This window comes from Glutamicibacter sp. NPDC087583 (genome assembly GCF_044743685.1).
Classification (GTDB): Bacteria; Actinomycetota; Actinomycetes; order Actinomycetales; family Micrococcaceae; genus Glutamicibacter.
Window position 1 is genome coordinate 351,726 of the sequence record NZ_JBIUWY010000003.1, and the last position, 20,664, is coordinate 372,389.

Sequence of the window (20,664 nt, forward strand, 5' to 3'; positions counted from 1 at the left end):
TGACGCCAGCGGGCGGATCCGCCACCTGCAGCGCGTCGTTTGCACCCGGGAAGCCCTGGAATCGCGCCGCGCTTCGTTACAGGGCATGATTGGAGGTATGGAAAATAGTGCTGCGCCCGCATGGGTGGCAAATTACCAGCCGGGAGTCCCGGCCGAAATCGAGCTGCCCACCGAACCGCTCAGCCGCATGTTCGAGCGCTCCGTGCGTGAAGCCGGCGATAGTCCGGCGACCGAATTCTTCGGCCGCCGCACCAGCTACGCCGATCTGGGCGCGCAGGTAGCCAAGGCCGCCGAGGGCCTGCGCAAGCTCGGCGTGCGCGCCGGCGACCGCGTTGCGCTGATCCTGCCCAACTGCCCGCAGCACGTGATCGCCTTCTACGCGATCCTGCGCCTTGGCGCCGTCGTGGTGGAGCACAACCCGCTGTACACTTCGCGGGAACTGCGCCACCAGTTCGAGGACCACCAGGCGCGCATCGCGATTGCCTGGGACAAGGTCGTGGCCAACGTCCAGGAATTCCCCAAGGACGTGCAGCTGGACTCGATCGTCTCGGTCAACCTGCTGGAAGCCTTCCCCGCGGTCAAGCGCCTGGCGCTGAACCTGCCGGTCAAGAAGCTGCGCGAGACCAAGGCGTCGCTCACGGCCCGCACCTCGGGCACCGTGGCATGGAAGGACCTGCTCTCCGGTGCGCAATTGGATGCGAACCACCCGCATCCGGATGTCGATGACCTGGCGGTCATCCAGTACACCTCGGGGACCACCGGCCACCCCAAGGGCGCCATGCTCACCCACTTCAACCTCTATTCCAACGCCTTGCAGGGCGAGGCCTGGATGCTCGGGGCGCAGGAGCGCGAGGAAATCCTCTACGCGATCCTGCCGATGTTCCATGCCTTCGGCATGACCCTGTACCTGACCTTCGGCGTGAAGAAGCAGGGCCTGCTGGTGCTCTTCCCGAAGTTCGATCCGCAGATGATCCTGGATGCCTGGAAGAAGTCCCCGGCCACCGTGTACTGCGCGGTGCCGCCGATCTACGAGCGCACCGCCCTGGCGGCCAAGGAGCGCGGCGTCTCGCTGAAGAGCGCCAAGTACTGCATCTCCGGGGCGATGAACCTGCCCGACCATGTGGTGGAGCTGTGGGAATCGATGTCCGGCGGCCTGCTTGTGGAAGGCTACGGCATGACCGAGTCCTCGCCGGTGGCCTTGGGCAACCCGTTCCACCCCAGCCGCCGCACAGGCACCATCGGCGTGCCCTTCCCCTCGACACTGATGAAGGTCGTGGACGTGGAGGACCCGAGCCGGGAAGTGGCCCAGGGAGAACCGGGCGAATTGCTGATCAAGGGCCCGCAGGTGTTCCAGGGCTACTGGAACAACCCGGAGGAAACGGCCAAGGCCAAAACCGAGGACGGCTGGCTGCGTTCGGGCGATGTGGTCACCGTTGACGAGGACGGCTTCGCCCAGGTGGTGGACCGCGCCAAGGAGCTGATCATCACCGGCGGCTTCAACGTTTCACCGACCGAGGTCGAGATCGCCCTGCGCCAGCACGCTGACGTGGCCGATGCCGCGGTCTTCGGAAAGCCGTTGGCCCGCGGCGGCGAAATGGTAGTTGCCGCGGTGCAGCTCGAAGAGGGCTGCGGGCTGAACGAGGACGCGCTGCGCGCCCACTGCCGCGAGCTGCTGGCCGCCTACAAGGTGCCTAAGCGCATTGTGCAGATCGATGAGATGCCGCGCTCGCTGCTGGGCAAGATCCTGCGCAAGCAGGTCAAGGACCAGATGGTCGATCTGGTCTAGCGCAACCGCGGCATCGCCGAAAGCAGCAGTTTCGTGTAGTCATGCTGCGGGGCGCCGAAGACTTGGTCAGTAGAGCCCTGCTCGATGATTTTGCCTTCATGCATCACCGCAACGGAGTCGCTCATGTGCTCGATCACCGACAGGTCATGGCTGATGAACAGGTAGCTGGTTCCGTTGTCCAGCTGGATCCGATCCAGCAGGTCCAGCACCGTGGCTTGGATTGATACATCCAAGGCCGAGACCGGCTCGTCAAGGACCAGCACCTGCGGCTTGGGCGCTAGCGCACGGGCAATTGCCAAGCGCTGGCGCTGCCCGCCGGAAAGCTCGCGCGGGTTGCGGCCCAGCAATTCGGTGGACAGCTCGACTTGTTCGAGCAGTTCAGCCACCGGCTTGCGGTACTCAGCGGCGCGCTTGGACTTGCCGCGGCTCAGCGCATCGGCCAGCAGCTGCCCCACCGAATAGCGCGGATCGAAAGACCCCAACGGGTTCTGGTAGATCGCGCCCATTTGTTCGCGCAGCTTTCGGCGCTGGGATTCGAGGGCCGGGGCAAAGTGCTCGCCGAGCAGCTGGACGTTGCCTGCATCAGGCTTCTGCAAGCCCAGCACCATGCGCGCGGTGGTGGTCTTCCCGGACCCGGATTCGCCGACAACGCCCAGGGTCTTGCCCCGGGGCAGTTCGAAACTGATCGCATCCACGGCCTGGTGCTTGCCGAACGTTTTGGACAGCTGCGTGACTGATAACGCGGGGGCAGTAGTGGCGGGTGCTTCTGGCGGTGGTGCCGTCAACGGCTTGCTGGCTGCCGACAACGGGGCGAAGCGCGGTATCCCCGAAGGCACGGCCCGCAGCAATTGGCGGGTGTACTCGTGCTGCGGGTCGCCCAGGATCTGCCCGGTGCTGCCGGCCTCAACGATTGCACCGTTGCGCATCACCGCAATGTCGTCGGCCAAATGCGCTACCTGGGCCAGATCGTGGCTGATCATCAGCACGCCGCGGCCCTGCTCCTTGAGCTCGCGCAGCTGCGAAAGGACCAGTGCTGTCAGCGCCGAGTCCAAGGCGGTGGTTGCCTCATCGGCGATGACTACCTGCGGGTTGCCGGCCAGGGCCTGGGCAATCAGGGCACGCTGGCGCATGCCGCCAGAGAGCTCGGTGGAACGCTGCTTGGCACGGCGCCCGGGCTCGGGCATGCGCACGGATTCCAGCACCTGGAGCACTCGCTGCTGGCGCTCGGATTTGGACATCTTGCCGTGCGCCTTGAGCGCATCACCGATTTCCCGGCCAACCGGGCGCAGCGGATCGAGCGCCATCAGCGCATCCTGCAAGATCATGGACACCGAATTCCCGCGGATCTGCTGCCAGCCGCGGTCGGCGAGCTCCAAGGCATCCTGCCCGCAGACAGCTAGCTCGGCGGCGCTGATGGTGCCGCCGGAGAGGCCAAGCAGGCTGCGGGCGGTGACGGATTTGCCCGACCCGGATTCGCCGACCAATGCGAGGCAACGTCCGGCCTTTACGGTGAAGGAAATGTTCTTCACCGCCACGGCGGAACCGAAACTGACCGATAGGTTCTTGACGGAAATCAGTTCTTGCTCGTTCATGCTGTCCTTACCCTTCCGCCCAGCGCGCGGCCAATCAGCGTGGCGCCTGCGGCCACGACAACTATCGCCAAGCCGGGGAACAAGCTCATCCACCACGCGAAGTGCAGGTAGGTGCGCCCGGCCGAAAGCATGGCACCCCATTCGGGAGCTGGCGGGGGAGTGCCCAAGCCGAGGAAGGACAAGGCGGCAGCCCAGATGACCGCCTGGCCGATCCCCAACGTCACCAGTGCCAGCAGGGGCTTCAGGGCGTTGGGAACCAAGTGGTTGCGGACCTTCAGCGAAATGCCACGGCCCAGCACGGTGGCTGCCTCCAGCATTTCCGAGCTCTTCAATGTGCGGATCTGGCTGCGCACCAACCGGGCATATCCCGGTGCGGTGGACAGGCCCACCGCAACGATGGCCGGCCCGACGCCGGGCCCGGTGAAGGCAATGATCAGCAGTGCCATCAGCAAGGAGGGAATCGCGTAGAGCGCTTCGAGCACGCGCAGGATGATCTCGTCGAGCCAGCGCGGGGACAGTGCCGCAACGGTGCCCAAGACGATGGCCAGCCCCATACCCAGCGCGGTGGCAGCCAAGCCGATAGCCAGCGAGTCGCGGGCACCATGGATGACGCGGGTATAGATATCACGGCCGGATTCGTCGGTGCCGAAGAAGTGCGCGGCGCCGGGCTGCTGGAATGCTTCGGCCGGGTTGATGGCCAACGGGTCGCCCGGAGCCAGCACCGAAGGGGCCAGCGCGATGAGCGCCCACAGGGCAATAAAGGAAACCGAGAGGATCTTCGCGGCGCGGCTCATGAGCTGGCCCCCGCCGGATCAATGGCGCGTTCGATGCCCTCGGTAATCGCCATGACCACGATGTACACCAGTGCGGAGAACAATGCGATGCCGGTGACCATGGGGATGTCGCGGGCCAGCACCGCAGAGAGCAGTGAGCGGCCCAGGCCCGGACGGGCGAAGATCGCCTCGACCACCACCGCGCCGGAAAGCAGCGAGGAGAAAGCCCAGCCGGTCAGGCCCAGGGCAGGCAAGGCGGCATGGCGCAGGCCATGGCGCCAGAAGACCGCCAGCCGGCTTTCGCCACGGGCACGCGCGGCCAGCGCGAACTGGCTGCCCAAGGCTGCACTCAGCGAATCGCGCATCAGCTGTGTGAGGAACCCGGCCAGCGGCAATGCCAAGGTCAGCACGGGAAGTACCAAACCCTGGGCGGTGCCGTTATCCACGGCCGGCAGCCAGCCGAGCATCGAGGAGAAGAGCATGATCAGCACCGCGCCGAGCCAGAAGTGCGGCACGGCGGCGGCAATGATCTCCACGATATTTCCCAGCCAGGCGCCAAAGCGGTTGGCCCGCATGGCCGATGCCGCGAAGCCCAAAGCCAGCACCCAGGCGGCCGCCAGGGCCAGCAGAGCAAGCCAGAGGGTATTGGGCAGGAGATCGCCCATGATGCCGGCGACCGGCTGCTTGAGCGAATAGGAGGTGCCGAAGTCCAAGGTGGCCAGCTTGCCCAGGTACATCAGGTACTGGGAGATGAGCGGCAGGTCCAGTCCGTACTCGGCGCGGGCCGCGGCCAGCGCTTCGGCCGAGGCCTGGGAACCGGGGCCGCCCATGATTGCTTCGGCCGGGTCGCCGGGGATCAGCCGGATGGCGATGAAGATGGCGGTGGCCACCAGCCATAGCACCACCAGCGCGCCGCCGATCTTGCGCCCGGCCCAAGCAATCGTGCCCATGGGGTGCTACTTGGTGATGAAGGTGTCGTAGTAGACCGGCGAGGACACCGCGGTGGTGGCGCCGATGCCGTGCACGTTCTTGCCGTAGAGGAAGTGGTTCTGCTGGTCGTAGAGCGGCAGCACGTAGTAGCCCTCCAGGACCAGCTTCTGGGCCTGCTCGTACAGCGCAGCGCGCTGGGCTTCATCGTTGGCCTCTTCGGCCTGGGCCAGGATCCCATCGAGCTTCTCGTTCTTCACCTGCGCGTTGTTGGCGAAGTAGCCCGATGGCGCCGGGACGGTCGAGTCGGAGTGGTACAGGATGCGCAGCACCGACGGGCCGACCTTGGTGTAGGGAGCCGAGACCAGGTTGTAATCGTGCTTGGCCAGGGCGCCGTACCAGCTGGACAGGTCCAGCAGCTGGATCTTCACCTCGAAGCCCACGGCCTTGGCCTGGGCCTGGAACTGCTCGAACAGGGACTGCTCGGCAGGAACCGACTGGTTGGTGGAGACCGGGAAGTCCAGCGACAGGCGCTTGCCGTCCTTCACGCGGTAGCCCTCGGCGTCGCGTTCGCTCCAGCCTGCTTCATCGAGCAGCGCGTTGGCCTTGGCCGCATCGGTGCCGAACAGCGATTCATCGGAGTAGCCCAGCGGCTCGGCTGAAGACAGCAGCGAGTAGCTGCGCTCGGTGGTGCCGAAATAGAGGGCCTTGACGCCGGCGCTGGCATCCACGGAGCGGATGAACGCCTCGCGAACGCGCTGGTCATCGAATGGCGCCTTGGAGCTGTTCAGCTCCAGGCGGTTGGAAGCACCCGGGCGCGGGGCGTCCAGATGGCCCAGCGAGCCGTCCTGCTTTGCCGTGGCGATGGTGTCCGGCTGCGCGTTGTCGATGACATCGACTTCGCCCGAGACCAGGGCTGCATAGCGGGTGGCGGCCTCAGGGATGAAGCGCCAGGTGATGGCCTCCAGGTAGGCCTTGGAATCGGAGCGCTCCGCGTCCTGGACCGGCAGCACATAGTCTTCGTTGCGGACCAGGTTCACGGCCTTCTGGTGCTCCCAGGACTCGACCTTGAACGGGCCGGTGCCTACCGGTGAGGCGCAGTTGGTCGCCTGGTCGCGTTCCAGCGCCTTGGGGGATTCGATGGCGGTCCATGGCATGGACAGCGATTCGAGCAGCGCGTTATCCGGGGCGGAGAGCGTCAGCTTGGCGGTGAGCTCATCGGCGATCTCGATATCCACGACCTTGCCCACGGCCAGGTAGCCGGTGGAGGACGCGGTATTCGGATCCTTCAGGTGCTCGATGTTGGCTTCGATGGCTTTGGCGGTGAGCTTCGTGCCGTCGGTGAAGGAAATCCCATCGCGCAGGGTGATGGTGCGGGTCAGCCCGTCATCGGAAATTTCGGTGCTTTCGGCCAGCCACGGGATGATCTTCCCGTCGGCATCCTTGGTGAACAGGGATTCGAGGTACTGGCTTGCCACCAGGGCTTGCGGGTAGTTGCCGCCCACATGCGGATCCAGGCAGGCCGGCTCGGCGTCGCCCGAAGCATAGACCAGGGTGCCGCCGGCAACCGGCTTCGCCTCCTCTGCGGGGGCATCGGGTCCTGCCCCTGCCGAGCAGCTGGCTAGAAGGGATCCAAGGAGCGGGAGCGCGATAGCGCAGCCAAGGATCTTGGACGCGCGCGAGTTTCGTTGCATGGGGAAGGGCTTACCTCGATGAACTAGTGGTGATGACCAAACCAACTCTAGCCATCTGGAACGCATTCGTCAGATCGGAGCGAATCGCTCCGATCCGACGAAACCTGGCTAGCGGCTCTGCGCGTGGGATCTACTTTTCGCTGGCCACGGTCATGCGGCGGTTCTGGTGGACCGGGGTTTCGATTTCATCGAGGATGGCCACGGCGAAGTCCTGGGAGGAAACGAAGTCGCCTGCTGGCGAATCGGTGCCCAGGGTGTAGCTGCCGGTGCGGCGTGCAGGCATGATCACCGGGGCTGGAGCCGCGACGGTCCAGGTGATGCCGGAAACCGAGGTGAACATGTCGTAGACCTCGGCGCAGGTGGTGGCTTCGGCCTTGTATTCCTCCGGGAAGCCCGGGGTGTCGACCAGGCGGACGCCGTCTACCTCGGTAGCGCCGGCGCCGCCGACAACCAGCAGGCGGGCTGGGACCAGGGTTTCGGTGATCTGTTCGAAGGCATCCAGGTATTCCTGGTGGTCGCCACCGGTGCGCGATGGCGGTACGGCAATGACGAGCACGTCGTTGTTCTTTCCCAGGTCGCGGTAGGTTGCCCCGTCGCCCAGCTCGGCGGCCACGGTGGTGGTTCCGTCGATTCCCTTGCCCGAACGGGAGACCGAGGTGACCTCATGGCCGCGTGAAATGGCTTCGGCAACGACTTCCGAGCCGACCATGCCGGTAGCTCCGTAAACTGCAATCTTCATGGTGTTCTCTTTCCTTGGGAAATTGGGTCCGGCACAATGGTATCTTTTAGATACCGCCCACTACAACGAAACTAGGTTTCCTCATGGATAGCCATGGCTCTTTTGACGTGTTCGTGCAGCAATGCCCTTCACGTGAAATCATGCAGCGCCTAGGCGATAAATGGACTCCGCTGGTCCTCTTGTCCCTGGCTGGCGGCCCGCAACGTTTCTCTGCATTACGCCAGCGCATCGGCGCGGTCACCCCGAAGGTGCTCACCAATACCCTGCGCAACCTGGAGCGTGACGGGCTGGTGCAGCGCACCGTATATGCCCAGGTGCCGGTGCGGGTCGACTACGAGCTGACTGATTTGGGACGCGGGATCCTGGAACCCATGGAAATCCTGCGCCTGTGGTCCGAGGAGCATGTGCCCAAAGTGCTCGCTGCCCGTGAGCGGTTCGACGCGCGCGGCTAATGGCCAGGTGGAGCAGCAGGACGCAGCGGCAGGAACATGAAGTGCTGGCCCACCAGCCCCTTGGTCGGATGGTTGAAGGCGCCCGGAATGGTGCCCAGGATCTTGAAGCCCAGCGATTGCCATAGACGCACTGCAGCCTCATTGGTCTCGACGACCGCATTGAACTGGATGCCGTGATAATTTTCCTGCCGGGCCCAGTCGATCACGTATTCGCCCAGTGCTCGTCCCACGCCGCGATTGCGGCATTCCGGATCGACCAGGAAGGACGCGGTGGCGATGTGGGCTCCCCGTCCGGGCTTGTTTGGCCCCATCTTGGCCGAGCCGATGATCCTGCCATCTGCCACGGCAACGACCGTTTGCCCTGGTAGCGTCTCCATCCACCAGGGGCGGGCTTCTTCAAGGGTTTGGCCTTGGGGGAAGGCGTAGGTCTGTCCCTCATCCATGATTTTGCGGTAGAAGCCGAAGATCCCAGGCCAATCCCCGGCGGTGCTTGTCCGGATTTGCATGCGCTTAGCCCAACTCTTTCGAAATGAATGCTTCGGAACTCATCCTATTGGCCCTCATTGTATCTTGCGTCACATAGACTGAGGTCAAAGACGCAAGGTGCAGGCAAAGGAGCCGGTGTTGTTTGAAGTAAGCGAAGACCAGAAGTCGTTGATCGAGATGGTCCATGATTTCGCCGAGACCAGGATTGCTCCCAATGCCCTGAAGTGGGACCAGGAACAGCACTTCCCGGTGGATGTGCTGGCCGAAGCCGGACAGCTGGGCATGGGCGGAATCTATGTTTCTGAAGATCATGGCGGATCCGGTCTGAGCCGCAGCGATGCGGTGCTGGTCTTCGAGGAACTCGCCAAGGCCGACCCGACCTTGGCCGCCTACATTTCCATCCACAACATGGTCGTGTGGATGGTCGACACCTTCGGCAACGACGCGCAGCGCGCCAAATGGCTGCCATCGATGACCGCCATGGACGACCTGGGCTCCTACTGCCTGACCGAGCCCGGAGTCGGCTCCGATGCGGCGGCCCTGTCAACCCGTGCCCGCAAGGACGGTGACGAGTATGTGCTCAGCGGCGTCAAGCAATTCATCTCGGGAGCTGGAAGCTCGGCGCTCTACATCGTCATGGCCCGTACCGCTGATACCGGTTCGCGCGGCATCAGCGCCTTCCTGGTTCCCGGCGATGCCGAGGGCCTGAGCTTCGGGCCGAACGAAAAGAAGATGGGCTGGAAGGCGCAGCCCACTCGCCAGGTGATCATGGAAGGCGTGCGCATTCCCGCCGCCAACCTGCTGGGCGAGGAAGGCCAGGGATTCTCCATGGCCATGCAGGCACTCAATGGCGGCCGCCTGAACATCGGGGCCTGCTCGCTGGGTGGCGGGCAGAGCGCGCTGGAGAAGTCGGCGCTGTATTTGAAGGAGCGCCAGGCCTTCGGCGGTCCGCTGACCAGGCAGGAAGCGCTGGTCTTCAAGCTGGCCGAAATGGACATGGAGCTGGAAGCCGCCCGCTCCTTGCTGCGCCGTGCCGCCGCCGCACTGGACGCGAAGAGCCCGGACCGCGTCCGCCTCTGCGCGATGGCCAAGAAGATGGCCACGGACGCCGGATTCAACGCCGCCAACAGCGCCATCCAGCTGCACGGCGGCTACGGCTACCTCGCGGACTACGGGATGGAGAAGATCACCCGGGATCTGCGCGTGCACCAGATCCTGGAAGGCACCAACGAGATCATGTCGCTCATCGTCGGACGCACGCTGCTGGAATCCTGACCGGTGGCAATCAGGCGTTGAACTGCTTTTCCGAATTCCGCACAGCGTTTCCCGAGAGGGAATCGCGGGGATCCGGATGAACCGATGAGATGGCTGGCTCGCTGGCAATGATCTGCTCGATGCCGCCCTGCTCCATCGCATCCCGCAAGGTGCGCTGGGTAGGGCGCATCATTTTAATCTCGCCGCGTTCCAGGGAAGCGAAGAGCTCCTGGGGGCTGATCCATGTGGAGATCACCGCTTCGGTGGTCTGGTGGACCGGTTCCTGGCCGGCGCGCAAGGCCGCGACAAAGAAGTACGTATCGAACCGCCGCGGGAAACCGGCTGGGGTGACCCAATTGGCCCAGGGGCGCAGTTGGCCAGGATCCAGCAGCAGCCCTGTCTCCTCGAAGACTTCACGACGTGCTGCGGCCAGGATCTCCCCGGCCAGATGCTCCGCGCGATCTGGCCCTTCCCCAAGGATCGAGGTGCGCGCCCATTGCCGTGCGTGCTCGCTGAGCAAGGCGGGATCCAGCTCTCCTGCCGCCACCGCTTGGCCGTCTTGGGCATCAACGCGGCCGCCGGGATAAACCACCATGCCGGCTGCGAAGTCCATGGTGTTCACGCGATGCTGGACGAAAACCTCAAACCCGCCAGCTGCCTCGCGCAGCAGCAAAACACTGGCCGCTTTGCGGATCGGGACCTCGGCGGGAGTCGCAGGTATCGGGGAAGTCGTCATTGCCTACCATGTCCTTGGCTCTTGGAAGTGAAAATAGCCTTCGAGAGCCAGCTTAGCTTCCAGCGCACAGCAAACGCGCAACCGGCAGGAGCCGCTGTGCATGCTTGCACATTGACCTGCGGAATCTGCACAGCAAATGCCGTTGACCGGATTCCTGGCGGAGCCTAGTTTGAATCACAGAGACCTGCGCGAAGCTGCGGGCATCGCAACTGGAAGCCGCAGGGGAGCCGAGCAGAGGATGAGCGCAATGGCGGAACAAATTGGCCCATGGCCCCAAGGGCTGAAGGGGCGCCGCGCCTTGGTTACCGGTGGCGCCTCCGGCATAGGCCTGGCCAGTGCCCGGGCATTGGCCGACGCCGGTGCCACCGTGACGATTGCCGACCTCAATGAACGGGCCGCTGAAGAAGCGGCCCGCGAGCTCGGCGGAAAAGCATGGGCTGTGGATCTTTCGGATACCGCGTCGCTGGAAGATCTCAGCGTGGATACCGACATCCTGATTAACAACGCCGGCGTGCAAAGGGTGGCTCCAATCCATGAGTACGACCCCGAAGCCTGGAGGCTGATTCATCGGCTCATGCTGGAGTCGCCGTTCCTGTTGATCCGGGCAGCACTGCCCGGCATGCGCGAGCGCGGCTTCGGCCGCGTCATCAATATTTCTTCGATCCACGGGCTCCGGGCCAGTGCGTTCAAGAGCGCCTACGTTGCGGCCAAGCACGGGTTGGAGGGACTGTCGAAGGTCACTGCATTGGAAGGTGCCGACTACGGGATCACCAGCAACTGCATCAACCCGGGCTATGTGCGTACCCCGTTGGTGGAGCGGCAGATTGCCGATCAAGCGAATTCGCATGGCATTGACGAGTCGGATGTCATCCAGAAGATCATGCTTGCTGAATCGGCCATCAAGCGCCTGGTTGAGCCAGAGGAAGTCGCTTCGCTGGCGGCCTGGCTCAGTGCGGATGCCGCGGGCATGGTGACCGGAGCGTCCTACACCATGGATGGCGGCTGGAGCGCGAAATAGGTGCGGCGGGCCCGCATGGCTGCCATGCCTAGGCCGGCGGGAACAGCAGGGTTCCGCCGATCGACACGGCGATGATCACCAAGGTGGACAGCAACCCCAGCAGCAATGAACGTCCGCCGGTTTTTACGATGCTGCGCAGGTGGACCCCGAGCCCCAAGGCGAACATGGCCGCGGCAAGCAGGAGCGTCTGCGCGCTGGCCGCAGCTGCAAGCCACGCCTCGGGAACCAGCCCGGTGGTGCGCAGCAGCATTGCCACCAGGAACCCGAGCACGAACAGCGGCACCAGTGGCGGGTTCTTGCCGCCTTGCACCGATTGGCGCCGCCGCATGAAGACGCCGACGCCGGCAATGATTGGAGCCAGCAGGACCACCCGGGCCAGCTTGACGGTCACCGCCACGGCCAAGGCGCCGGCACCTACCGAACCGCCGGCGGCGACGACTTGTGCGACCTCATGGGTGGACGCGCCGATGAGCATGCCGATGCTGCGTTCATCCAGCCCGAGCAGCAAGCCCACCGCGGGCATGAGCGGAATCATCAATGTCCCGAAGAGCACTACCAGCCCGATCGCGGTGGCGACCTGATCCTGCTTGGCCTTGACGACATTCTCGGCACCTGCGACCGCGGCGGCACCGCAGATGGAGAAGCCGGTGGCGATGAGCAGGCGCTGCGGCAGATCCATGCCGAGCTTCTTGCCGATCCACAAGGTGGCCAAGAACGTGATGCCAACCGAGAGAGCCACCACCAGCAGTACCCCGGGGCCCAGGCCGAGGATGGTGCCCAGCGAGAGCTGCAAGCCCAGCAGCACAATGCCCAGGCGCAGCAGCTTCTTGCCGGCAATTGCCGTGCCGGGGGCAAAAGCCTGCGGGACCGGGGCAAGATTGCGCCACAGCGCACCGAGCAGGATAGCTAGCAGCAGGGCGCTCAGGCCATGGATGTAGCGGCTGGCGAACATGCACAAGATGCCGGCGGCAAGGCAGAGGAGCAGTCCCGGAAGAGCCGGAGCGAAACGCGAAGCAGGTTTTCGATGTCCGGACTGGTCACGTTTGGAGGTGGCAGATTCTTTGACGGGACTTGTGGAGTCGTGCATGGAAATAATTGTTCTCCGGTTTGGAGAATTGCGGTATGCCACTTCTTGCTATCGCGGACATATGATCATGATATGGAAAGCAGCTCGTCATCTCTCGAAGACATTGCCCGCTGGATTCAACCCTCCTCATTGGAGTTGCTGGTCGGCATCGCCGATCACGGGAGCCTGAGCGCCGGTGCCCGTGCGGCCGGGATGGCGCAGCCAAATGCCACCCGCGCATTGAAAACGTTGGAGCGCCGGCTGGGATACCAGCTTGTGGCACGCAAGACCACCGGATCGCGCTTGACCGCAGAGGGAGTGCTGACCGTCCAATGGGCTCGTGAAGTCCTGGACAGCCTGGAAACCTTCGCCGCTGGCGCGCGCTCGCTGGCTGAAACCGGAGAGGGAGAGCTGGAATTCGGAGCCAGCATGACGGTGGCTGAATTCTTGGCGCCAAATTGGATCGGACTACTGCATCGTGCCCTGCCACGAGTCATCCCTCGAATGAAGATCATGAATTCCCAAGATGTTATTCGTGCAGTGCAGCAGGAGGAATTGGGACTAGGATTCGTGGAAACCCCGCACATTCCTCTGGGCCTGAAAAGCCGGCAGGTACTTCACGATGAAATGCTCGTGGTCACGTCGCCTTCACATGCTTGGGCACAACGGAAGGAACCGCTGAGCCTGCACGAATTGCAAAGCACGGCGCTGATAGAACGCGAGGAAGGCTCCGGCACCCGGGCATTCTTGGATTACATTGCCCATGCCGAACGCCCGAATCCGGTCGCTGTCTTCAACTCGAACGCAACGATTTGCCAGTGCGTGGCGCGCGGAGTGGGGCCCGCTGTGCTCAGCCATTTGGCGGTAGAGAGCCAGTTGGAGCAGGGGCTGCTCGTCGAGATCCCGTTTGATGGGCCGGCGCTGTTGCGCGAGCTGCGGGCGATATGGCCTGCGCACCGTGTCTTGAAAGCGTCCGAGCAGAAGCTGCTTGAGATTTCCGTGGAATCACGGATTGCGCAGGGCTAGCCGGAGATCCAGGCCCCGGCTTGGAACTGTGCGGACTTGGCCAGGAGGCGGACAGCAAGCTTCCCATCAAGGATGCAAGGGCGGCCATTTGTACCGGGCCGTGAGCTCCCGGTACAAGCCTCCGGACTTAGAGTTTGAAGATCTCGTTGTTGAGCAGGCCCGACAGTCGCTGGACGCCTTCGTCGATGGTCTTCTCGTCAACGGAGCAGAAAGCCAATCGCAGCTTGTTGTCGGCTTGGCCGCTCGGGCTGAATGCCGCGCCAGGGATGAAGATGACCCCGGCCTTCACGCCCTGCTGCAGCAACGCGTAGGTGTCATTGCCTTCAGGCAAGGTCAACCAAACGAAGAAGCCGCCTTCGGGACGAGTATGGGTGACGCCTGCCGGCAGGTACTTGGCCAATGCTTCGAGCATCGCGTCGCGGCGGGAACGGTACAGGTCGTTGTACTTGGTGATCTGCCCCTTCCAATCATGCTCGTTGAGGTAGGCGCTGATGATCATCTGGTTCAAGGTCGGTGGGCACAGGGCTACCGCCTCGCCGGCCAGGTAGAAGCGGCGGAAAAGGTGGGTCGGGACCGCTGCCCAGCCGATGCGCAGGCCGGGCGCGAAGATCTTGGAGAAGGAACCCATGTAGATGACGTTTTCCGGGTCCAGGCTCCGCAGGGTAGGCGCAGGGGTTCCCTCGTAGCGCAGCATTCCGTACGGGTTGTCTTCCAGGATCAGGATGCCGGCTTCGCGGCAGATGTCCACGATTTCCTGGCGGCGTTCGGCCGCCAGAGTGATCCCTGATGGGTTGTTGAAGTTCGGGATGGTGTAGAGGAATTTGATGCGCTCGCCGGCGGCGCGCAATTCGGCGATGCGCGCACGCAAGGCGTCAGGAATCAAGCCATTTGCATCGGTGCCCACGGGGCGGGCGGACACCTGGTAGGCCTCGAAGGTATTCAGGGCCCCGACATAGGTCGGATCTTCGCAGAGCACAGTGTCTCCGGGATTGCAGAAGACCTTGCAGGCCATGTCCTGTGCTGACTGGGAGCCGTTGGTGACCACGACATCTTCGACCCCCACGTTCGTGATGCCTTCAGCTGCCATGACATCGATAATTTGTGCACGCAGTTCAGGAGTACCAAGTCCGGAGCCGTATTGCAATGCTTCGGGACCCTGCTCGACGATGATGCGCCGGGCCATTTCACCGACCTTTTCCAGCGGGAGCAGCTGCAGGTAGGGGTTGCCTCCGGCCAGGGATACCAGGGAAGGGTCCAAGGAGAGCTCGAATACGTCGCGCACCGCGGACTGCTTGATTCCGGCCGCGCGCTCGGATAGCAAGGATTCGTGCGAAGTGGTCAGTGATTCTGATGCGGTGGTCATGGTTCTCCTCGGCAAGGCTCCCGGGGCGGGGGAGCGGGGTTCCTGCGCTGGGTGCGGCACAAGAATTGTTTTCAAATAGAATACTTTGGTATTCCAGCAGGAAATTCAAGGCTTGGCAAGACCTGCGCTTTCAGCAACGTGGTTCTCTGCTCCAGCGCGAGGCGTTGCGTTCCTCGATACTCAGCTGGCCCAGTGCCGCATTGACGCGGCTATGAAGTGTCTCGGCTAGAATTCGGGGCTTGCTGCCGGGCAGCCAGCACTGCCCGGCCAGGAGGACCAGCAAATCGACGCAGTCCGCCGAGGCCCGGAAATTTCCGGACCGGAACTGGGCAATGGCAGCATCGATGATCATCAGGGACGAATCCAGCGCACTGTCGGCAGCTTGCGTGCTGCGTTGCCCGCTGGAAACCTGGCGCTCCCGCACCACCAGGTTGCGAACCTCGGCGATCTTCCTGGGAATAGAAACCACTGCTCGGTACGCCCGGTTCTGGACGCCCATGAGTTGCAACGGACGCAGGGCAACCACAAGCAAGCCGATAACGACGAACGTCGACAGGCCGGCAAGGCCAAGCTTCGCCAGCAAGATTCCCGCAGTGATGGCTATCCCGGCGATCCCGAGGATCATTGCGAAAAGTGCAAGGCCGCCGAAACGTGGCTTCTTCGGTTCCGGGCCATGAGCCCGGATGCTGATAATCCGGTCGAGCTTCGTGCGGATTTCGGCCACGTTGGGAACACCCAAACTGCCTTGGGAGATCCGCTGGGCGTTTCGCCATAACTGGATGCGCCGGCGGCTGCGCAGGACCTGGAAGATCTGCCAACCGGCCAGCAAGGGAAGGGCGAGGGCGAAAAAGAGCAGCGCTGCGGTACCCAAGGTAATGTCCCCGGCTTGGTACATGCCGTAAGCGCCCAGCCATGCGAACAGGGAATAGCCCGGGACCCGGATGAGCAGGCGATCCCACCAAACGACCTCCTGCGGGGCGCTGGCGGATTCGCTGACTGGTTGGCTCATTTCTCGGTTTCGGTGCGGGAATCCAGCCAAGACTGGATGGCGCTTGGGCGAATGCGGCGATGGGTGCCGCGGTATTCCACCGGAATAATCCCCGCATCGGCCAGCTTGCGCAGGTAGCTGTTGGAGATTCCGGCCATTTGGGCTGCTTGGGAAGTATTAAGGAGCAGCTCGGGTGTGCCGATGCTGACGGACTCGCCATCTGCAAACCGTGAAAGCACCTCGATCAGCGCCTGGTGCGCTTCTTTGGGCAACTTCAACGCGGTGCCGTTGACGAACACGGTCGTGTCATCCGACTCGTCCAGCGCGCGGCGTAGCCGCGCGGTGGTCTTCTCATCTAACGCCTCGAAGGTGCGGACCCTGCCCAGTGCTGAAGTCGGTGATGCCATGGCCCTTATTTTGCCTGAGATGTCCTTCGGGCGCACCTCATGACGCTGCAAATGGACTGCCTGTCGCAACTCCTTTATGACACAGATGCGACGAATGGGGGTTGTACAGCGCCAAGCGGTTCCCGTATGGTGGAAAACGTAGGTCTAAAGAAAGTACTGACCAGCCATCTTCCGGCACACCATGACGGATCCTTCAGCCTCACCCGGCGGAGCCCCTCTGGGAATTGTGTACATGGAAGCCTGACGCCCTCCTTAATTGCCTGTGGGTCACGCTCCATTGCGGTCGGATGAATGGTCATGCGCGTTCCTACGCTCTGCCACCAATTTCGTGGGTACTGCGTTTTCGTCAATCAGAACTTTCTTGAAAGAAGAGCTATTCAATGTCTGTTGAATCCACTAAAGACCTGTCGGCCATCACCGACGAAGAGATTTTCGACGCCCATCTTGGCGGCAAGCTTTCCGTCTCATCGCAAATGCCGCTGAACACCAAGCGCGACCTGTCCATCGCCTACACTCCGGGTGTAGCCAAGGTATCCCAGGCCATCGCAGATGATCCAGCCAAGCACGCCACCCACACCTGGGCCTCCCGCCTGGTTGCTGTGGTTTCGGACGGCACCGCTGTGCTGGGCCTGGGCAACATCGGCGCCGCTGCCTCGCTTCCGGTCATGGAAGGCAAAAGCGCCCTGTTCAAGGAATTCGGCGGCCTGGATTCGATCCCGCTGGTATTGGACACCACCGACGTCGATGAAATCGTCGAAACCGTCATTCGCCTGCGCCCGAGCTTCGGCGCCGTGAACCTGGAAGACATCTCCGCCCCGCGCTGCTTCGAAATCGAAAAGCGCCTGATCGAGGCGCTGGATATCCCGGTTATGCACGATGACCAGCACGGCACCGCGGTGGTAGTGCTGGCAGCTCTGATCGGCGCTGCCCGCCAGACCAAGCGCGACATCAGCTCGTTGAAGGTCGTCATCTCCGGCGCTGGTTCGGCTGGCGTCGCCGTCACCAACCTGCTGCTTTCGGCCGGCGTGGATGACGTCATCGTGCTCGACTCGCGTGGCACCATCCACCGCGATCGAGACGACCTTAATCCGGTCAAGGCCGACCTGGCCAGCCGCACCAACCGTGAAGATGTCATGGGTGGCCTGGCCGAGGCACTGGGCGGCGCGGATGTCGTAGTAGGACTTTCCTCGTCGACCTTCGAAGAAGCTGCCGTGGCGAAGATGAACAAGGACGCCATCATCTTCGCGCTGTCCAACCCGACCCCGGAAATCATGCCGGATGCTGCCGCGAAGTATGCGGCCGTGGTGGCCACTGGCCGCAGCGACTTCCCGAACCAGATCAATAACGTGCTGGCCTTCCCGGGCATCTTCCGCGGCGCCCTGGACTCGGGCGCCAAGAAGATCACCGAGGGCATGAAAGTCGCGGCGGCCCATGCCATTGCCAACCTGGTTGGCGATGATCTGGCAGCAGATTACATCATTCCTTCGGCAACTGATGACCGCGTGATGCCTGCTGTTGCCGCGGCTGTGGCTGCGGAAGCAGAAAAAGCCAAGTAGAAGAAGCTGGCGAAAAAGCACTGCCTGCAACGACTCGTTGCGGGCAGTGCTTTTTTCATGCGCCGGCCTATTCTGAGGCCGTTGTCTCGGGATATCCACAATCGTAGAAAGTTCCTGCCGGGGCGATGAATTCGCGCCACACTTGCTGGCATCAGATCAACCAAGGAGGAATGCGATGAGTAATCCTGAAGGCGTCCATCTCAGTGTCCGCAGCTCGTTGCCCGAAATGCAGCTACTTGGCGTTGTTGCACTGCGCGAAATATCAGAGAAGGGGTATGCCGTAGTGCTCAGCACTATGGCAAGGCAGCAACAGGTCCTGGGGTACACGCTGGGATTGGCGAAACGAGGGCATCCTGAAATCGTCAGTATCGGTGGAGGCGAAGATGATGTTTTTGGGCTTCTCACGCATCTGGCATCACAAGTCGTCGAGCATGGACAAGTCTTTTCCGAAGGTACCCACAACACATCGCTATTTAGCGAGCTCATTTTCTCGGAGCCAGAGGCGGAACTGAACACTCTTCCCCTCACCAGTCTGATCCTTGGCGACATCCCGATAAGAACCCTACATTGCATGCAACCCAGGGACTTCGCCGTGATCCAGCAACAGTCTGCTCACTAGGAACTGCGCCGCATCGTCAAAAGATGAGCAGGCAGAGGAAAGGAACTGGACCATGTGCGATATGTGCAATGGCATGACACGCAAGCAACTGGAAGCCCTGATCGACCAGCGGATCCGCGACTACGGACATGAAGTGATTTTTGTTGAGTCGGACCGGATCAGCCCATCGCTTGCCTACACCGTTGGCCTGAGTCGCATCGGGCACCCAGAATTCCTTGTTCGAGGGCTGGACATGGATGACAGCATTCAGATGCTCAACGGATTTTCTGCGTCCGTGCTGGAATGGAATGAGGTTTTCGCCCACGGGCACACCGGCCGCTGGAAGGACGGAACACTGTTGTACTTCTCCAAGATCAGTACCGGGATCCGCAAGCAGGTGCCATTGGCTTATCAGAGGTACGGAGAAAGCCTGGGGTTGCTAGAGGTCCTACTCGTCGGCAGGGATATCCCTTACGAGTATGTAGTTGCCCGGCACAATTAGGCCTTGGCATCCTTTGCCAAGCGCCTAGCTTCGCCGATGGATTGCAGCGGCCTCGTTCTCCGCGCGGACTTTTGCCCGATGTGCTGCGCGCAGGGCCTGGTGGCCGTCGGATTTGCGCACCTTCAGGTAGAACATTCCAACTACAAGGAACCACAGGGGCGTAGCCAGCAACGCAGCACGCGTATCGGCCTGCGTGGTCAATGCCCACAGGACGAATACGAAGAAAGCTAGGACCATGTAGGGGGCTCCCATGCCGCCGGGGACCTTGAACTTGGAGGCATCATGCAGCTGCGGGCGGCGCTTGCGGAAGGCCAAATAGCTGATAAGGATCATTGACCAGACGAACATGAAGCACAGGGCAGACACCGTGGTCACCAACGTGAAGGCCTGGGCTACGGAGTCACCCGCGTACAACAGCACGACGGCAGCAAGAAGGAAGATGCAGGAGAATAGCAACGCATTGCGTGGCACCTGCGTGGCAGAAAGCTTGCTGAACTTCTGCGGAGCATCTCCATCCTGCGACAGGGCGTACAGCATGCGCGATGTCGAATAGATTCCGGAATTTGCACTTGAAGCGGCGGCCGTCAGCACGACGAAGTTGACCAGACCTGCAGCTGCGGCCAAGCCAGCCATCGAGAACATGCCAACGAATGGCGATGCATCAGCGGAGAACTTGTACCAGGGGGTGACGGCCATCAGGACGGTCAAGGCACCGACGTAGAACAGGATCACGCGCAGCGGAATGGAATTGATGGCCTTCGGGAGATTCTTTTCAGGATCCTTGGTTTCAGCCGCAGCCGTACCTACCAATTCAATGCCGACGAAGGCGAAAACGGCGATCTGGAAGCCTGCGACGAAGCCCATGAAACCAGTGGGGAACATGCCGCCGTGCGCCCACAGGTGGACGAAGGAAGCGGTGTCTCCCTCGGAAGAACTGAACCCGGTGGCAATCATTGCCAGGCCGCAAACGATCAACGCCAGGATTGCAACGATTTTCACCAAGGAGAACCAGAACTCGGTTTCGCCAAAAGCCTTGACCGTGGGCAGGTTCAGCCCGACCAATAGCAGGATGCAGCAAAGCGCGGGGAGCCACAACGGGATCTCGGACCACCAGTAGGCGACATACTGGGCAATCGCGACTACGTCCGCAATGCCGGTGACAACCCAGCAGAACCAATAGGTCCAGCCGGTGAAGAAGGCAGCCCAAGGTCCCAAGAGATCGCCGGCAAAATCTGCGAAGGTCTTGTAGTTCAAGTTGCTGAGCAGGATCTCGCCCATGGCACGCATGACGAAAAAGAGCATGAAACCGATGATCATGTATACGAAGATGACGGACGGTCCAGCAGCGGAAATGGTCTTGCCGGAGCCCATGAACAAACCGGTGCCGACTGCTCCGGAGATCGCCATGAGTTGGATGTGCCTGCTGGACAGGCCGCGCTCAAGTTTCGTTCCGTCGGAAACGGTTTTCACTTGCGTGGAATCGTTCGCCACGGCTGCACCTTTCATGAGCAGATCCCTTCGGTTTTTCGAAGGAGACGGCCTGCTCGGAAGAAGAACTAGACCGCTGGAAGAGGTTATCGCAGATATATTGACCAGCTATATTTGGCCGTCACCGTGGACTGCGAGCAAGCTTAACAGTTGTGAAATTGGTTATACGCCACTGGATTCGGGCAGGCAGCCCGCTGCTTCGCGCAGTAGCCA

Annotated in this window: 20 protein-coding genes; 8 read left to right on the top strand and 12 right to left on the bottom strand. The window is 62.3% G+C overall.

Going from position 1 to position 20,664, the window contains the following annotated elements:
- The first annotated feature begins 97 nt into the window (after positions 1–97).
- A complete protein-coding gene (locus ACIOU9_RS10750) occupies positions 98–1,786 on the top strand; it encodes a long-chain-fatty-acid--CoA ligase (RefSeq protein ID WP_105656238.1) in 1,689 nt (562 codons plus the stop codon).
- Here the strand turns inward: ACIOU9_RS10750 and ACIOU9_RS10755 are convergent.
- The 5 genes from ACIOU9_RS10755 to ACIOU9_RS10775 all read right to left on the bottom strand — a co-directional run bounded on the left by ACIOU9_RS10755 (position 1,783) and on the right by ACIOU9_RS10775 (position 7,511).
- Positions 1,783–3,378, bottom strand: a complete 1,596-nt coding sequence (locus ACIOU9_RS10755; RefSeq protein ID WP_402696885.1) for a dipeptide ABC transporter ATP-binding protein — start codon at positions 3,376–3,378, stop codon at positions 1,783–1,785. The two genes, ACIOU9_RS10750 and ACIOU9_RS10755, sit on opposite strands and share 4 nt — an antisense overlap.
- Positions 3,375–4,172 carry an ABC transporter permease gene (locus tag ACIOU9_RS10760; RefSeq protein WP_402696887.1) on the bottom strand — a complete coding sequence of 266 codons (798 nt, stop codon included), beginning with the start codon at positions 4,170–4,172 and terminating at the stop codon, positions 3,375–3,377. The genes ACIOU9_RS10755 and ACIOU9_RS10760 overlap by 4 nt, the downstream gene beginning before the upstream one ends.
- On the bottom strand, positions 4,169–5,101 hold the full coding sequence (locus ACIOU9_RS10765) for an ABC transporter permease (protein WP_402696889.1): 933 nt from the start codon (positions 5,099–5,101) through the stop codon (positions 4,169–4,171). The genes ACIOU9_RS10760 and ACIOU9_RS10765 overlap by 4 nt, the downstream gene beginning before the upstream one ends.
- Positions 5,102–5,107: 6 nt before the next feature.
- Positions 5,108–6,772, bottom strand: a complete 1,665-nt coding sequence (locus tag ACIOU9_RS10770) for an ABC transporter substrate-binding protein (RefSeq protein WP_402696890.1) — start codon at positions 6,770–6,772, stop codon at positions 5,108–5,110.
- A 130-nt stretch (positions 6,773–6,902) separates the two neighbouring features.
- Positions 6,903–7,511, bottom strand: coding sequence for an NAD(P)H-binding protein (locus ACIOU9_RS10775; RefSeq protein ID WP_332594977.1), 609 nt, complete (start codon positions 7,509–7,511; stop codon positions 6,903–6,905).
- Between the two features lie 83 nt (positions 7,512–7,594).
- Here ACIOU9_RS10775 and ACIOU9_RS10780 point away from each other — a divergent pair, with 83 nt between their 5' ends.
- Positions 7,595–7,963, top strand: a complete 369-nt coding sequence (locus ACIOU9_RS10780; RefSeq protein ID WP_105656244.1) for a helix-turn-helix domain-containing protein — start codon at positions 7,595–7,597, stop codon at positions 7,961–7,963.
- On the opposite strand, the gene ACIOU9_RS10785 is transcribed toward ACIOU9_RS10780, so the two are convergent.
- Positions 7,960–8,469, bottom strand: a complete 510-nt coding sequence (locus tag ACIOU9_RS10785; protein WP_332504326.1) for a GNAT family N-acetyltransferase — start codon at positions 8,467–8,469, stop codon at positions 7,960–7,962. The genes ACIOU9_RS10780 and ACIOU9_RS10785 overlap by 4 nt on opposite strands.
- 118 nt (positions 8,470–8,587) lie before the next feature.
- Between ACIOU9_RS10785 and ACIOU9_RS10790 the strand changes: the two genes are divergently transcribed.
- Positions 8,588–9,724: an acyl-CoA dehydrogenase family protein gene (locus ACIOU9_RS10790; protein WP_332488881.1), complete on the top strand. Its 1,137-nt coding sequence runs from the start codon at positions 8,588–8,590 to the stop codon at positions 9,722–9,724.
- Positions 9,725–9,734: 10 nt separating this feature from the next.
- Here ACIOU9_RS10790 and ACIOU9_RS10795 read toward each other — a convergent pair whose 3' ends face one another.
- The gene (locus ACIOU9_RS10795) at positions 9,735–10,439 is read right to left on the bottom strand and encodes an NUDIX hydrolase (RefSeq protein WP_402696892.1); all 705 of its coding nucleotides are present in this window, start codon (positions 10,437–10,439) and stop codon (positions 9,735–9,737) included.
- Between the two features lie 247 nt (positions 10,440–10,686).
- On the opposite strand from ACIOU9_RS10795, the gene ACIOU9_RS10800 reads away from it, so the two are divergent.
- Entirely contained in the window at positions 10,687–11,457 is a 771-nt protein-coding gene (locus ACIOU9_RS10800; RefSeq protein WP_402696894.1) for a 3-hydroxybutyrate dehydrogenase, read from the top strand.
- Positions 11,458–11,485: 28 nt separating this feature from the next.
- Here the strand turns inward: ACIOU9_RS10800 and ACIOU9_RS10805 are convergent, their stop codons facing one another.
- Positions 11,486–12,544: a putative sulfate exporter family transporter gene (locus ACIOU9_RS10805; protein ID WP_332727528.1), complete on the bottom strand. Its 1,059-nt coding sequence runs from the start codon at positions 12,542–12,544 to the stop codon at positions 11,486–11,488.
- A 72-nt stretch (positions 12,545–12,616) separates the two neighbouring features.
- Between ACIOU9_RS10805 and ACIOU9_RS10810 the strand changes: the two genes are divergently transcribed.
- Entirely contained in the window at positions 12,617–13,549 is a 933-nt protein-coding gene (locus ACIOU9_RS10810; RefSeq protein WP_402696896.1) for a LysR family transcriptional regulator, read from the top strand.
- A 127-nt stretch (positions 13,550–13,676) separates the two neighbouring features.
- Here ACIOU9_RS10810 and ACIOU9_RS10815 read toward each other — a convergent pair whose 3' ends face one another.
- The 3 genes from ACIOU9_RS10815 to ACIOU9_RS10825 all read right to left on the bottom strand — a co-directional run bounded on the left by ACIOU9_RS10815 (position 13,677) and on the right by ACIOU9_RS10825 (position 16,307).
- Positions 13,677–14,912, bottom strand: a complete 1,236-nt coding sequence (locus tag ACIOU9_RS10815; RefSeq protein ID WP_402696898.1) for a PLP-dependent aminotransferase family protein — start codon at positions 14,910–14,912, stop codon at positions 13,677–13,679.
- 130 nt (positions 14,913–15,042) lie between these two features.
- The gene (locus ACIOU9_RS10820; RefSeq protein WP_402696899.1) at positions 15,043–15,921 is read right to left on the bottom strand and encodes a hypothetical protein; all 879 of its coding nucleotides are present in this window, start codon (positions 15,919–15,921) and stop codon (positions 15,043–15,045) included.
- On the bottom strand, positions 15,918–16,307 hold the full coding sequence (locus ACIOU9_RS10825; protein ID WP_105662004.1) for a helix-turn-helix domain-containing protein: 390 nt from the start codon (positions 16,305–16,307) through the stop codon (positions 15,918–15,920). Before ACIOU9_RS10825 ends, ACIOU9_RS10820 begins: the two co-directional genes overlap by 4 nt.
- 380 nt (positions 16,308–16,687) lie before the next feature.
- Here ACIOU9_RS10825 and ACIOU9_RS10830 point away from each other — a divergent pair, with 380 nt between their 5' ends.
- The 3 genes from ACIOU9_RS10830 to ACIOU9_RS10840 all read left to right on the top strand — a co-directional run bounded on the left by ACIOU9_RS10830 (position 16,688) and on the right by ACIOU9_RS10840 (position 18,963).
- Positions 16,688–17,863 (top strand): NADP-dependent malic enzyme, encoded by a 1,176-nt coding sequence (locus ACIOU9_RS10830; RefSeq protein ID WP_402696901.1) that lies wholly within the window; start codon positions 16,688–16,690, stop codon positions 17,861–17,863.
- Between the two features lie 175 nt (positions 17,864–18,038).
- A complete protein-coding gene (locus ACIOU9_RS10835; RefSeq protein WP_402696903.1) occupies positions 18,039–18,482 on the top strand; it encodes a DUF4262 domain-containing protein in 444 nt (147 codons plus the stop codon).
- 73 nt (positions 18,483–18,555) lie between these two features.
- Positions 18,556–18,963: a DUF4262 domain-containing protein gene (locus tag ACIOU9_RS10840; protein ID WP_181148764.1), complete on the top strand. Its 408-nt coding sequence runs from the start codon at positions 18,556–18,558 to the stop codon at positions 18,961–18,963.
- A gap of 24 nt (positions 18,964–18,987) precedes the next feature.
- Here the strand turns inward: ACIOU9_RS10840 and ACIOU9_RS10845 are convergent, their stop codons facing one another.
- Complete coding sequence (locus ACIOU9_RS10845; protein WP_105662001.1) at positions 18,988–20,469, bottom strand: amino acid permease; 1,482 nt, start codon at positions 20,467–20,469, stop codon at positions 18,988–18,990.
- Positions 20,470–20,664: the final 195 nt, after the last annotated feature.

What these genes read in the sequence shown, in the direction of transcription:
- ACIOU9_RS10750 (WP_105656238.1), top strand. Translation starts at nt 98, where the DNA reads ATGGAAAATAGTGCTGCGCCCGCATGGGTGGCAAATTACCAGCCGGGA.
- ACIOU9_RS10755 (WP_402696885.1), bottom strand. Translation starts at nt 3,378, where the DNA reads ATGAACGAGCAAGAACTGATTTCCGTCAAGAACCTATCGGTCAGTTTC.
- ACIOU9_RS10760 (WP_402696887.1), bottom strand. Translation starts at nt 4,172, where the DNA reads ATGAGCCGCGCCGCGAAGATCCTCTCGGTTTCCTTTATTGCCCTGTGG.
- ACIOU9_RS10765 (WP_402696889.1), bottom strand. Translation starts at nt 5,101, where the DNA reads ATGGGCACGATTGCTTGGGCCGGGCGCAAGATCGGCGGCGCGCTGGTG.
- ACIOU9_RS10770 (WP_402696890.1), bottom strand. Translation starts at nt 6,772, where the DNA reads ATGCAACGAAACTCGCGCGCGTCCAAGATCCTTGGCTGCGCTATCGCG.
- ACIOU9_RS10775 (WP_332594977.1), bottom strand. Translation starts at nt 7,511, where the DNA reads ATGAAGATTGCAGTTTACGGAGCTACCGGCATGGTCGGCTCGGAAGTC.
- ACIOU9_RS10780 (WP_105656244.1), top strand. Translation starts at nt 7,595, where the DNA reads ATGGATAGCCATGGCTCTTTTGACGTGTTCGTGCAGCAATGCCCTTCA.
- ACIOU9_RS10785 (WP_332504326.1), bottom strand. Translation starts at nt 8,469, where the DNA reads ATGCAAATCCGGACAAGCACCGCCGGGGATTGGCCTGGGATCTTCGGC.
- ACIOU9_RS10795 (WP_402696892.1), bottom strand. Translation starts at nt 10,439, where the DNA reads ATGACGACTTCCCCGATACCTGCGACTCCCGCCGAGGTCCCGATCCGC.
- ACIOU9_RS10800 (WP_402696894.1), top strand. Translation starts at nt 10,687, where the DNA reads ATGGCGGAACAAATTGGCCCATGGCCCCAAGGGCTGAAGGGGCGCCGC.
- ACIOU9_RS10805 (WP_332727528.1), bottom strand. Translation starts at nt 12,544, where the DNA reads ATGCACGACTCCACAAGTCCCGTCAAAGAATCTGCCACCTCCAAACGT.
- ACIOU9_RS10810 (WP_402696896.1), top strand. Translation starts at nt 12,617, where the DNA reads ATGGAAAGCAGCTCGTCATCTCTCGAAGACATTGCCCGCTGGATTCAA.
- ACIOU9_RS10815 (WP_402696898.1), bottom strand. Translation starts at nt 14,912, where the DNA reads ATGACCACCGCATCAGAATCACTGACCACTTCGCACGAATCCTTGCTA.
- ACIOU9_RS10820 (WP_402696899.1), bottom strand. Translation starts at nt 15,921, where the DNA reads ATGAGCCAACCAGTCAGCGAATCCGCCAGCGCCCCGCAGGAGGTCGTT.
- ACIOU9_RS10825 (WP_105662004.1), bottom strand. Translation starts at nt 16,307, where the DNA reads ATGGCATCACCGACTTCAGCACTGGGCAGGGTCCGCACCTTCGAGGCG.
- ACIOU9_RS10830 (WP_402696901.1), top strand. Translation starts at nt 16,688, where the DNA reads ATGTCTGTTGAATCCACTAAAGACCTGTCGGCCATCACCGACGAAGAG.
- ACIOU9_RS10835 (WP_402696903.1), top strand. Translation starts at nt 18,039, where the DNA reads ATGAGTAATCCTGAAGGCGTCCATCTCAGTGTCCGCAGCTCGTTGCCC.
- ACIOU9_RS10840 (WP_181148764.1), top strand. Translation starts at nt 18,556, where the DNA reads ATGACACGCAAGCAACTGGAAGCCCTGATCGACCAGCGGATCCGCGAC.
- ACIOU9_RS10845 (WP_105662001.1), bottom strand. Translation starts at nt 20,469, where the DNA reads ATGAAAGGTGCAGCCGTGGCGAACGATTCCACGCAAGTGAAAACCGTT.